At 63.2% G+C, this 12009-nt stretch carries 13 protein-coding genes and 1 pseudogene; 4 read left to right on the top strand and 10 right to left on the bottom strand.

Annotated elements, in window-relative coordinates; genetic code table 11:
* Nucleotides 1-604: Ku protein (locus QZY06_RS12910; protein WP_295685014.1), on the top strand; the 604-nt coding region annotated here is incomplete at its 5' end.
* On the opposite strand, the gene QZY06_RS12905 is transcribed toward QZY06_RS12910, so the two are convergent.
* The 4 genes from QZY06_RS12905 to QZY06_RS12890 are packed head-to-tail and all read right to left on the bottom strand — an operon-like array spanning nt 601 to nt 3902.
* Nucleotides 601-1833 (bottom strand): AI-2E family transporter, encoded by a 1233-nt coding sequence (locus QZY06_RS12905; RefSeq protein ID WP_295685011.1) that lies wholly within the window; start codon nt 1831-1833, stop codon nt 601-603. The two genes, QZY06_RS12910 and QZY06_RS12905, sit on opposite strands and share 4 nt — an antisense overlap.
* Before the next feature lie 39 nt (nt 1834-1872).
* The gene (locus QZY06_RS12900; protein ID WP_295685007.1) at nt 1873-2952 is read right to left on the bottom strand and encodes a DNA topoisomerase IB; all 1080 of its coding nucleotides are present in this window, start codon (nt 2950-2952) and stop codon (nt 1873-1875) included.
* A gap of 14 nt (nt 2953-2966) precedes the next feature.
* Nucleotides 2967-3311, bottom strand: coding sequence for a hypothetical protein (locus tag QZY06_RS12895; protein ID WP_295685005.1), 345 nt, complete (start codon nt 3309-3311; stop codon nt 2967-2969).
* A gap of 15 nt (nt 3312-3326) precedes the next feature.
* The gene (locus QZY06_RS12890; protein WP_367275637.1) at nt 3327-3902 is read right to left on the bottom strand and encodes a superoxide dismutase; all 576 of its coding nucleotides are present in this window, start codon (nt 3900-3902) and stop codon (nt 3327-3329) included.
* Between the two features lie 173 nt (nt 3903-4075).
* On the opposite strand from QZY06_RS12890, the gene QZY06_RS12885 reads away from it, so the two are divergent.
* Complete coding sequence (locus tag QZY06_RS12885; RefSeq protein ID WP_295684999.1) at nt 4076-4993, top strand: M14 family metallocarboxypeptidase; 918 nt, start codon at nt 4076-4078, stop codon at nt 4991-4993.
* Nucleotides 4994-5017: 24 nt separating this feature from the next.
* On the opposite strand, the gene ilvD is transcribed toward QZY06_RS12885, so the two are convergent.
* On the bottom strand, nt 5018-6859 hold the full coding sequence (ilvD, locus tag QZY06_RS12880) for a dihydroxy-acid dehydratase (RefSeq protein WP_295684996.1): 1842 nt from the start codon (nt 6857-6859) through the stop codon (nt 5018-5020).
* 110 nt (nt 6860-6969) lie between these two features.
* On the opposite strand from ilvD, the gene QZY06_RS12875 reads away from it, so the two are divergent.
* Nucleotides 6970-7875 (top strand): LysR family transcriptional regulator, encoded by a 906-nt coding sequence (locus QZY06_RS12875; RefSeq protein ID WP_295684992.1) that lies wholly within the window; start codon nt 6970-6972, stop codon nt 7873-7875.
* Nucleotides 7876-7884: 9 nt separating this feature from the next.
* Here the strand turns inward: QZY06_RS12875 and QZY06_RS12870 are convergent, their stop codons facing one another.
* A complete protein-coding gene (locus QZY06_RS12870; protein WP_295684989.1) occupies nt 7885-8439 on the bottom strand; it encodes a carbonic anhydrase in 555 nt (184 codons plus the stop codon).
* A gap of 31 nt (nt 8440-8470) precedes the next feature.
* Nucleotides 8471-9337 carry an alpha/beta hydrolase gene (locus QZY06_RS12865; RefSeq protein WP_295684986.1) on the bottom strand — a complete coding sequence of 289 codons (867 nt, stop codon included), beginning with the start codon at nt 9335-9337 and terminating at the stop codon, nt 8471-8473.
* A 161-nt stretch (nt 9338-9498) separates the two neighbouring features.
* On the opposite strand from QZY06_RS12865, the gene QZY06_RS12860 reads away from it, so the two are divergent.
* The gene (locus QZY06_RS12860; protein WP_295684983.1) at nt 9499-10098 is read left to right on the top strand and encodes a TetR/AcrR family transcriptional regulator; all 600 of its coding nucleotides are present in this window, start codon (nt 9499-9501) and stop codon (nt 10096-10098) included.
* A gap of 12 nt (nt 10099-10110) precedes the next feature.
* Here the strand turns inward: QZY06_RS12860 and QZY06_RS12855 are convergent, their stop codons facing one another.
* From QZY06_RS12855 to QZY06_RS12845, 3 genes and pseudogenes are all read right to left on the bottom strand, one after another.
* Nucleotides 10111-11100 (bottom strand): 4-hydroxythreonine-4-phosphate dehydrogenase PdxA, encoded by a 990-nt coding sequence (locus QZY06_RS12855; protein WP_295684981.1) that lies wholly within the window; start codon nt 11098-11100, stop codon nt 10111-10113.
* Entirely contained in the window at nt 11093-11587 is a 495-nt protein-coding gene (locus QZY06_RS12850; RefSeq protein WP_295684978.1) for an aromatic-ring-hydroxylating dioxygenase subunit beta, read from the bottom strand. Before QZY06_RS12850 ends, QZY06_RS12855 begins: the two co-directional genes overlap by 8 nt.
* A pseudogene (locus QZY06_RS12845) lies at nt 11584-12009 on the bottom strand (benzoate 1,2-dioxygenase large subunit); the annotation flags it as partial. The pseudogene QZY06_RS12845 and the gene QZY06_RS12850, both read right to left, overlap by 4 nt.

Raw genomic sequence — 12009 nt, 5'->3', positions numbered from 1 at the left:
GACGCAGACCATCGAGATCGAATGCTTCGTCAAGGCCAGCGAGATTGCATTCCCGCTATTGGAAAAGCCTTACATCCTCGAGCCGGTGGGCAAGAGCGAGAAGGTCTATGCGCTGCTGCGCGAATCGATGTTGACTGCCGACGTGATCGGCATCGCCCGGATCATCATGCACACCAAGGAATACCTCGCGGCCTTGATGCCATTGGGTTCGGCCTTGATGCTCAACACCATCCGCTGGGAAAGCGAAATCCGCTCGACCGAAGGCTTGAAGCTGCCCGCTGCCGGCAAGGCCGCAGCCAGCCTCAAGGCCGGCGAACTGAAAATGGGTGCGCAGCTCATCCACGACATGACCGCGAAGTGGCAGCACAAGGACTACACCGACAGCTTCAGCACCGCGATCAACAAGCTGGTCAGCCGCAAGATCAAGGCCGGTGAAACCGAGCACGTGGAGCCGATCGAGGAAGCCCCGGCCGAAGCACGGGGTTCCAACGTCATCGACCTGACCGAACTGCTCGCCAACAGCCTGGCGAAGCGCAAGCAAGGTGCAAGCTCGGCGCAGCCTGAAAAGGTGGCGAAGAAGGCAGCACGGAAGAAGGCTGGCTAAGGCTGTTCCAGAGCGGCCGGCTCGTCTGCGATTGCAAGCGAGTCGTCCGCCGCTTCCTTGGGTTGCTCCAGCACGTCCTCGACATAGGCCATGCGGACGATGGTGATGACCACCGCGAGGATCGGCGTTGCCAGCACGATGCCGATGATGCCGAACAGCATGCCGAGCACGGTCTGCGACAGGATCGACATCGCTGGCGGCAGGCTGCTGGTCTTTTCCTGAATGCGCGGATCGATGACATAGCCATGGATCATCTGCACCGCCAGGAACAGCACGGCGACCCAGATCATCGTTTGCGGGTCGCCGTTGGCCGCCACCATCAAGGCTGGTACCGAACCCGCGAAGGCGCCCACGTAGGGCACGAAATTCAGCAAGCCGGCGATCAGGGCCAGCAATGGCGCAAGCGGCACGCCCAACACCGTCAGGCCGACATAGACCAGGACGGTGACGAAGGCCATGCCGATCGCCTGTCCCAGCAGCCAGCGGCTCAGCATTGCACCGCAGGCGTCGATGATTTCGCGCACGCGCTCACGACGCTCCGGCGGAAACAGCCGAACGGCGCCGTTGACATACGAGTCAGGATCACCGGCGAAGTAAAGGCCTGCGGCGACCGCAACCAGCAAGGCGCCGAGTGCGCCGAAGATTCCCATCACCGCCCCACCCGCCTGACTCACCGCCTCGCCACCCTGCCCGGCGTTGAGTCGTTCGAGCAGCTGACGACCCCAGCCTCGTTGATCGAGCCATCCATGAGCTTCCTTCTGCCAGGTCATCAACTGGGCGCCGAGTTGCTGGCCTTGATCGACCAGACTCGGGCCACTGAAGATGCCCAGCACCAGCAGAAACGCGAGAACTACCAGGCAAACGATGCCCAGGGCTGCGGTGGTTGATACGCCCGTCCATCGCTTGACCGCTCTGGCGAGAATGCTGAACGCCACGGCGATCAGGGCTGCCGCGAACACCAGCAGGAGAAATCGGCCAATCACCGCAAACAGCAAGACCAAGCCGACGGCCCAGGCGATGTTCTTCAGCACCGTGGCAATGTCGATGCCCTGCGCACGACTTTGTAAATGACTCATTTCTGTTGGGTGTCCAGGCACGACAATGGGAACCGGTAATCGGTCAGGTTGTTTTCGCGAACGACTCTTCTGCCTCTGGCAGCCGCGCCCAGCGCGACAAGATCGAAGTCCGTCGGCTGACCAGCCGTTGGCAACGCGATGTGCACCGCGCATGCCCGCGCCGCGCGCGAAACGATCTGCAAACCCTTGCGCCTACTTTCTCGCCGGCTTCCTGGCCGCACGGCGGCTGCTCAATGCATTGATGAATTGAAGGAATGCCGCCTCGTCGACCTTCAAGCCGCGTTTGGGTTTTGTCGGGATCGCGCTGCCCAGCCGCCCTTCCAGGTAGGCATCCAGCACCGCCGGATGCACATAGCACTTGCGACAGACCGCAGGCGTGTTGCCGAGGCCCGCAGCAATATCCTTGATGACCTCGACGACGCGGCGCACCGTCGGCACTTCGTCCGCAGACTTGCCCAGCGGTTTGCGTAGCGCCCGGTAAGCCATGACGCTACCAGCCCAGGTTCGGTAATCCTTGGCCGTGAACTCGGCGCCGGCGGCGTTTCGCAGGTAGTCGTTGACGTCTGCAGAGCCCAGGGTGCGGCGCTCGCCGGCTTCGTCGAGATACTGGAACAGCTCCTGACCCGGCAGTTCTCTGCACCGCTTGATGATGCGAGCCAGCCGCGCGTCCTCAACACCGGCCTCGTGACGGACGCCGCTCTTGCCGACGAACGAGAAGCTCAAACGACTGCCGGCAATACCGACATGACGATTGCGCAGCGTGGTCAGGCCGAAGCTGCCGTTGTCGCGTGCATATTCGTCATTGCCAACGCGAATCAGCGTGGTCTCGAGTAGTCGAACAATGACGGCGAGCACCTTGTCGCGCGGCAGTCCGGCAAGGCGCAGATCCTGTTCGACTCGTCGGCGGATCGCCGGCAGACGCGAGCCGAACGCCTGCATGCGGTCGTACTTGCTGCTGTCGCGCACCGCTCGCCAGCGTACGTGATAGCGGTACTGCTTCCGGCCGCGCGCATCGCGCCCGGTCGCCTGGATATGGCCGTTGGGATGAGGACAGATCCAGACCTGCTGATAAGCAGGAGGAATGGCCAGCTTGCGCAGACGGTTCAGGATGTTTTCATCGACGATCAGCACGCCATCCTTGCCCCGGTAACGAAAGCCTTGCTTGTATTTTTCGCGGACGATGCCGGGTTTCTGATCGCTGACATGGATCAGCCCTGCTTCCTGAGCCGACAAGCGCTCCGGACTCAACAAGCTGACGGTCGCAAGGTCCATGACGTCTTTCGGAGCTAGCGGCGAGAAGCCCGACGGATGATGCCGATGAGCACGACGAGCAGCGCCGTCATGACGACGGCGCGCCCTTGCGGATCATGCGGATGAGGAACCGGCAAATCTGCTTCGGAGCCAAGGGCTGCCTGGTCAGCATTCTCACCTCGTGCCTGCAAGCTGCCGTACTGCGCCATGGCCGCCGTGTTGCGGATCTGTTCGATCTGGCGTCGGATGGAAGCGATGTGCTCTCTCGCTGACTTCGCACATTGCACCAGCTCCCCAGCATTGCTGGTCAGGCGACGAGCATCCTCCAGCAGACTGCCGGCAGCCGCTTGACCCTTGTTCTGCTGAAAGCCATTGCCCATTGTCTTCGTCTGATCTCAGCCGAGACGGCTTTCGGCAAACGCCCAATTGGCAATGCTCCAGTACCGCTCCAGATACTTGGGCCGTGCATTTCGGTAGTCGATGTAATAGGCGTGCTCCCAGACGTCGCAGGTCAGAAGCGGCTTGGCATCGGTCGTCAGCGGCGTCGCAGCACCTTGCGTGTTGACGATTGCGAGGCTGCCATCCGGCTTCTGCACCAGCCAGGTCCAGCCCGAGCCGAAGTTTCCTACCGCCGTCTCTTCGAACTTGGTCTTGAAAGCGTCGACACTGCCGAAGCTCTGGCTCAAGGCCGAACTGATCTTGTCGCCGGGCGCGATGGCATCAGGCGTCAGGCTGTTCCAGTAGAAATCGTGATTCCAGATTTGCGCGGCATTATTGAAAAGCTTGCCGGAAGCTTTCTTGACGGTGTCTTCAAGGCTTGCCTGCTCGAACTCGGTACCCGCGATCAGCTTGTTGGCGGTTTCGACATAGGTCTTGTGATGCTTGCCGTAGTGAAACTCGAGGGTTTCCTTGGAAAGCGCCGGCTGCAGCGCATCCAGGGCATAAGGCAGCTTAATCAACGTAAAGGGCATCGCGCTTCTCCTGATGGATCGGTGTGCCGCTGAACGAGCAAGTGCCGGTCCCGGCGAAACGGTAGTTGCTGAAGCAAAGTGGGCGTTGTCCGAGGCGCAACTCCGCAGCGCTCGTCCGGACATCGGCGCAGTGCTACCGTCTTTTCGGTTCCGCAAACAGAGCAAGTGACCCGATGGCCATCCATGATTCCTACCCGATCGGCACGCCCGGACAGCCTTGGGGTGCCGCCGAAGTGTCGGCCTGGCGTGCAGAGCGCAGCATCAAGCGCAGCTACGCGGCGGACGTGCTGCGAGTGATCGACACGCTGCGTGACCGCTACGAGGTCATCCAGTACGGCCAGCTGGACTACGACCCAGATCGCTACCCGCTGTTCGCGATCAAGAGCCGCGACTGGCGCGACACGCAGCCCAGCGTGTTGATAACCGGCGGCGTGCACGGCTACGAAACCAGCGGCGTTCTCGGCGCCCTTCGCTTTGTCGACCGCCATGCCGAACGCTATCGAGGCCGGGTCAATCTGATCGTTGCGCCCTGTGTCAGCCCCTGGGGCTACGAGACTATCCAGCGCTGGAACATGCATGCCGTCGACCCCAACCGGTCGTTCCGCGAGCCCAGCCCGGCGCAGGAAGCGGAAGCGTTGATGCGTCTGGTCGCGCCGCTGCGTGAGCGCGTGCTCGTGCATGTCGATCTGCATGAAACCACCGATACCGATGAGTCCGAGTTTCGTCCGGCACTCGCGGCTCGCGATGGCATCGCGCATGTTCCGGGCGAGATTCCTGATGGCTTCTATCTGGTCGACGATATCGAGCAACCGCAGCCTGCGTTCCAGCAGGCAGTGATCGCCGCGGTGGCCGAGGTCACGCACATCGCACCGGCCGATCACGACGGCAAGATCATCGGCTCAGTGGTCGTCGCACCCGGCGTGATCCGCTATCCGCTGAAGCAGCTTGGGCTCTGTGCCGGCATCACCAGCGCGCGCTACAAGACGACGACCGAGGTCTATCCCGACAGCCCGCGCGCAAGCTCCGAGCAATGCATCGCCGCCCAGGTCGCAGCCGTGATCGCCGCCATCGACTACACGCTGGCTCATTGAGCGGATGCTTGTCGATTACCTGAATCAAGCGTCCAGCAACTCCCGATTCCTCACCGCGCCCTTGTCGGCGCTGGTGGTCAGAGCGGCGTAGACCTTCAGCGCCGTGCTGACCTGGCGCTTGCGGGCCAGCGCCGGCTTCCAGCCTTTCGCAAGCTGTGCGGACCGTCGCTGCGCCAGCGTGCTGTCGTCGATCTCGATCTTGATGATCCGCTGCGGGATGTCGATCAGGATCGTGTCGCCGGTCTCGATCAGCGCGATGTTGCCGCCCTCGGCGGCCTCGGGCGAGACATGGCCGATCGACAAGCCCGCGGTGCCACCGGAGAAGCGGCCATCGGTGATCAAGGCGCAGTGCTTGCCGAGGCCTTTCGACTTCAGATAGCTGGTCGGATAAAGCATCTCCTGCATGCCCGGGCCGCCACGGGGACCTTCGTAGCGAATGATCACGGCGTCGCCGGCTTTTACCTGGCCGGCGAGGATCGCTTCCACCGCCGCGTCCTGACTTTCGAAGACCACGGCCGGGCCGCGGAACACCAGCAGACTGTCATCGACACCAGCGGTCTTGACGATGCAGCCGCGCTCCGCGAGGTTGCCGGACAGTACCGCTAGGCCACCGTCGGCACTGAAGGCGGAGGCCGCCGAACGAATACAGCCTTTCGCTCGATCGAGATCAAGATCCGGATAACGGCAGTCCTGCGAGAACGCGCGCTGGGTCGGGATGCCGGCCGGGCCGGCGCGAAAGAATGTCTGTACCTCGGCATCGCTGCTGCGCATCACGTCCCAGCGCTCGAGTGCTGCGGCCAACGTGGCCGAGTGCACGGTGGGCACCGAGGTATCGAGCAAGCCGGCGCGATCCAGTTCACCGAGGATCGCCATGACGCCGCCGGCGCGATGCACGTCTTCGAGATGCATCGCGCTCGATGGCGCGACCTTGCACAGGGTGGGTATCCGTCGTGACAGCCGGTCGATGTCCTGCATCGCGAAAGCGATACCGCCTTCCTGCGCAGCGGCGAGCAGATGCAGCACGGTGTTGCTCGAACCGCCCATGGCGATATCCAGCGACATCGCATTCTCGAAGGCCGCCTGGCTGGCGATGTTGCGCGGCAGTGCACGCTCGTCGTCGTCCCGGTAGTAACGAAGCGCCAGTTCGACGATCCGCCGCCCGGCTTCGCGGAACAGCTTTTCGCGATCGGCATGCGTGGCCAGCAGCGAGCCATTGCCGGGCAGCGCCAGGCCCAGAGCCTCGGTCAGGCAGTTCATCGAATTGGCGGTGAACATGCCCGAGCAGGAACCGCAGGTGGGGCAAGCCGAGCGCTCGATGGTCTGCACGTCGGCATCGGATACTGAGGAATCGGCGGCGGCGACCATCGCATCGATCAGGTCCAGCGATACCGGCTTGCCGGCCAGCATGGTGCGGCCGGCTTCCATCGGCCCGCCCGAAACGAAGATCACCGGGATGTTCAGACGCAGCGCCGCCATCAGCATGCCCGGCGTGATCTTGTCGCAGTTCGAGATGCAGACCAGGGCATCGGCGGTGTGCGCATTGCACATGAACTCGATGCTGTCGGCGATCAGGTCACGCGACGGCAGGCTGTAGAGCATGCCGTCATGGCCCATGGCGATGCCGTCGTCGACGGCGATGGTGTTGAACTCCTTGCCGACGCCACCGGCCTTGTCGATCTCGCTGATCACCAGCTGGCCAAGATCTTTCAGATGCACATGGCCGGGCACGAACTGGGTGAAGGAATTGGCCACCGCGATGATCGGCTTGCCGAAGTCACCGTCTTTCATGCCGGTGGCTCGCCACAGCGCGCGAGCGCCGGCCATGTTGCGGCCGGCGGTACTGGTGCGGGAGCGGAGAGCGGGCATCGATAGCGTCCTGTCAGGTGGCCGGCGGTGCGGCGATGGCAGGATTCTGGTCGGCGTCTTCTATACTGGCCAATACAATTGATAACCATCCGGTATAGGGATCACGAATAGTGGATCTGCGACAGCTCAAGTACTTCATCGCCGTTGCCGAGGAGCGCAGCTTCTCGCGCGCAGCGTTGCGCCTGCATGTGTCGCAGCCACCGTTGTCGACCCAGCTCAAAGCGCTCGAGGATGAACTGGGTGTGCGGCTGCTGGACCGGACCAATCGCGGCGTCAGCCTGACCGCCGCTGGCCAGGTGTTCTTCGACGAGATGCGCGCCGTGCTCGCCCGGCTGGAACGCGGCAAGGAGATGGCCCGCAACGCCGGGCGCGGCGATGTCGGCAGCTTGTCGATCGGTTTCGTGTCGATCGCCGACTACGGCATCCTGCCGCCGGCGCTGAAGGAATTTCGCAGCCTGTATCCGAGGGTGGAAGTGCATCTGCACGAACTGACCACGGACGCCCAGGTTCGCGAGATCCGCGCCGCCCGCCTCGATCTCGGTATCGGCCTCGGGCCGCTCGACGCGCCGGATCTTCATTTCGAAGCCGTAGCGCAGGAGTTGCTGCTGCTGGCGGCACCGACCGGGCATCGCCTGACTCGAGGCGACAAGGCGGTTGACCTCAAGGCCATGGCCAACGAAAGCTTCATCGTCCCGCCGCGAGACATCGCACCGGGCCTGTTCGACCTGATCATCGGCCAATGCCGTGCCGCGGGCTTTGCGCCGCGCATCACGCAGCAGGCGCGTCAGATGCAGACCGTGATCAGCCTGGTCGCCTGCGGCATGGGCTTCGCGCTGGTGCCGGCTTCCGTGCAGAACCTGCGCCGTCAGGGCGTTCAATATCGGCCGCTGCAGGGTCCGGCCGCCACGATCGAACTCGGCATCCTGAGACCACGTGACGACGATGATCCGGTCAGCAGGAACTTCGTCGCGACCTTGTTGCGGGTGGCGCAGACGGCCGATATTCCGAGCCGCTGATCGCTCGGATCATCCGATCAGAGCGGGTTCGGCGCGCAACAAGGCCGGCGGCACAACGACCTCGACGCAACCCGTCGTGACGTCATAGACCAGACCGGTCACCGTGAATCCGCCGGGCAGCTGGGGATTGGCCTTCAAGGCGGAGACATCGATGGCAACCGCCTGGTAGGGATCGGTGATAGCCAGTGCGTCGAGATCGGTGACGGCCACGCCGAGGTATTTCGCCAGCAGTTCCGGGGCGTGATGGAAGCAGCCGGTGATGCCGCAGTCGGTGTGGTGCAGAACGACGAGGTTCCATCCCGCGCCCACGTCCTTGCCAGCGGCCTGCGCCACGGCGCGGAGCACGGCCATGGTCTGAAAGATGACCTTGTCGACCCGGCCGCCGATGTTGCGGATGATCGCGGCTTCGCCGGCCTGCAGCTTGAAGATGTCGACAGGATCGACGCGAGGATCGACGCAGCCGATGATCAGGGTGGCCATCGATGGCAGGATCTTCAGGCCGGGCGAGAAACCGTTGATGGCAAAGGCTGCGTTTCGCTGGGTCAGCGTTTCAATCACGTTCACGGGCAACTCCAATGGCATGAGGGAAGCCGAGTCACGCCGCTTCCAGAAAATCGATCACCAGCTTGGCGAAGAGCTCGGGCTGCTCCCATTGCATGAAATGCCCTGCGTCCAGCGGGATCAGGTCCAGTCCCTTGGCAAACCGCCCCTCCTGACCCTGGAACAACTCCGGGCCGATGCAGCCGTCGCGCAGGCCGTAGAGCATGCGAGTGGGCGTCGTGACTGGCGCAAAGATCAGCCGTCGCGACAGGGAACTGATAAGGCTGTGCGGAAGCTGCCGGTAGTACGAGAGTGCCGCTTTCAGCCGCTGCGGATCCTGGAAGTTTTCCTTCAGTGGACGCATTTCCGCCTCCCCGAAGTTCCAGCCTGGTGACCATTCGCGGATCAGCTGTTCGATCCACGCGAAGTCCTTGCGCGGAATTTCCCACTCGGCCAGCCACGGCAGCTGGAAGCGCAGCATGTAGCTGGATCGGATCAGTTGCCGGAGCCGGATGTTGAGCAGGAAATGCCCGGTATGTGGCACACCCGCCGTGATCATTCGGACAATACGCTCTGGCGCGAGATTGGAGGTGGCGTAAGCGGTGACGGCTCCCCAGTCATGGCCGACGATCGAGAAGCGATCGACACCGAGCGCATCGGCAAGGCCAAGCGCATCCTTGGCTGAAGCTTCCACGCGGTAGTCGCCGTCTGGCGCTATTGCGCTGTGCGCGTAGCCGCGCAGCGCTGGTGCCACGGCTCGATACCCTGCCGCTGCCACCTGGTCGAGGATCGGCAGGAAGCCGCGATAGGTATCCGGGAAACCGTGGATGAACATCACCAGCGGCCCCTCTCCGCGGCTGACATAGCCCACGTCCAGGCCGTTCGATGCGATGCGGCAGTGTTTGATTTCGTCCGTTGCCAAGGTCGCTCCCCGTGGGCCGTCGCGATCCGCAGGTATTGCGAAAGCTGGCCGGTTTTCATACTGGTTGGTACAGTATTAGTTCACGCCCTTTCTATTTGTGCAAGATGGTACAAAACGAAATCAGTCGATCGCGGGGCCGCCCTCGAAACTACGATCCGGACGTGGCACTCGCTCGCGCCACCGATGCGTTCTGGTCGACCGGCTTTTCCGGGACTTCGCTGGACCGGCTGTGCGAAGCCACCGACATGAATCGCCCCAGCCTCTATCTGGCGTTCGGCGACAAACGCGCGCTGTATCTCGCGGCGCTCGGCAAGTACATCGAACAATCCAGCCAGGCCATCGCCGCGGCACTCGACTACGAAGTTACACTCGCCGTGGCGCTGACACAGCTCTACGAGTTCACGCTGACCGTCTACCTGCCGAAGGCTGCAAACGCGCGCGGCTGCTTCATGATCAGCACGGCGGTGCCGGAGGCGACGAACGATGACGAGATCCGTTCGCTGCTTCGTGCAGCGGTGGCCGAGTTCGATCGTCTGGTATGCGCGCGTCTGCTCCATGCCCGGCAGATCGGAGAGCTGCCGGCAGCGAGCGATCCGGCGACGCTGGCAAGCATCGCCACTGCCGTGGTTCACACGCTGGCGATTCGAGCCAGAGCGGGCGAATCCAGGAAGGCGCTGATGGCGATCGTTGCTGCTGCGGTGACGATGATCTGCGGGCCGGCCTCGGCTGCTGCCAGGACAAAGCCTCGCGCAGTACGTTGACGGTGGCCGTCCTCAAACCTGTTCGGTGAAGAATCCTCGACCGCTCGCCAGTTGGGCAGCGTTGAGGATCGCGTTGAGCAGCATCGAACAATCGGCCTGCCCCTTTCCCGCCAGATCGTGGGCCACGCCGTGCGCCACCGTGGTGTGAACGTACGGCGGGCCGAGAAACACGACATTGTTGCCGGCGAAACCCCAGGTCTTGATCGCGATATGGCCCTGGTCGTGATACATCGCGATGACGGCGTCATGGCGGCCTTCGATGCAGTGGCGGAACACGGTATCCGGGCTGATCGGCCCTTCGACGTCGATACCCTGGGCACGAGCCCGCTGAATCGCCGGGGCGATGGCGCCGGATTCCTCGGTACCCGAGGCATGCGGGTTGAATCCGGCCACGGCGATCTTCGCGTTTCCGAAACCCCAGCTTGCGAGTGCCTGCGCGAGCTTCTCGATCAGGCGAAAGACCGCGTCTTGCGTGATGGCCGCAGAGACCTCGCGCAGCGGGATGTGATCGGTCAGATGGGCAATCACCAACCGGCCTGAGCGCAGCAGCAGATAGGCCGGATCGTCGTGCCGGTGGCTGGCGATCGAAGCCAGAGTGCCTGCCATGTCCATGGCCTTGGCGCTGATCGGCCCCATGACCGTGCCTTGCAGAAGTCCCTGCCGTGCCAGGCGATCGGCATGATCAAGCCAGGCGCCGCTGACGGCGCCGGCTTCCGGCAGGTCATGACCATATCGAACCGCGTCGACCGCATAGGGCGCGGATTCGATGACTTCGATGATGCCGTCGTCGTCCAACCAGCGATCGCCGTCGCCATGGCTGCGGATACGCAGGCTCAAGCCCGTGAGGGCGATGGCCTGCTCGACGATCGCCGAGCAGCCGATGACCACCGGCCGGCAATGCGCTTTCAGGTGACCAGAGGCCAGCGCTCGAACCATCACTTCCGGGCCGATGCCGTTCGGATCGCCGGGGACGATGCCGATGAGTGGGCGCGCCTCAGACATTGTAGAAATCGAGCACTTCGTGAATTCGGTCGTTGAGCAGCACGGTCTTCTTCGAGCGGATCAGCCAGCCCGAAGCGTCGCCGATCAACTCGTAGAAAGCGTGACCGAAATGCGTGGCCGTGCGCGATTCGTAGACCGAATTCACGGTCCAGCTCGTGCGCAGCCTGAGGCCGGTTTCGGTGAGCTCCATCGCCACCGGCTGAATCAGATGCGCGGTGCGAGGCAACACCTGGGCCGAGGCGACACGCCCGGTGCGCAGACGGAACACGCGGCCTTCGAGGCCGATTCGGTTCGCGTAATAGATCAGCGACAGCTCGGTCTTCGGGTCTTCCACCAGCTCGCCATTGCTGCGCCAGGCCGGTAGCCAGTAGGTGCAGTCCCTGGTGTAGAGCGCCAGCCAGCGATCCCAGTCGCGGTCGTCAAGCGCGATCGCTTCCGTGCCGAGGAACTGCACCACCGAATTCCAGATATCTGCGGGAACGCTCACGCGGCGGATGCCCTTTCGTTGTCGACAGCCTGGCTCATCTTCTTCATCCACTGTTCGAGGATGGCGACGTAGATGCCTTCATCAGAGGTCTGCGAACTGCTCAGCAAGGGCGAGAGCTTGAAGCGCTTGGCGGCTTCGTTCGCGCCGAGTACCCAACGCGTCTGGCCACGGGAAAGATCACTGAACGGCACGGCCGTGGCGGCATAGCCGGTCTGGCAGTTGCGGAACTCGGCGAGGTCATCCGGCGTGGCCATGCCGCTGGCATTGAAGAAGTCTTCGTACTGCCGGATACGCCGCTCTCGCGCCGTCGCTTCTTCACCTTTCGGTGCAATGCACCAGGTGACGACTTCGGTGAGATCCACGGAGATCGGCCGCACCAGCCGGATCTGCGAGCTCATCTGATCCATCAGCAGCACGTTCGG

Source organism: uncultured Nevskia sp. (assembly GCF_903885465.1).
In the GTDB taxonomy this organism is placed as follows: domain Bacteria; phylum Pseudomonadota; class Gammaproteobacteria; order Nevskiales; family Nevskiaceae; genus Nevskia.
Note: the sequence above shows the minus strand (reverse complement) of the source record. Positions and strands in the feature narration are given on the sequence as shown.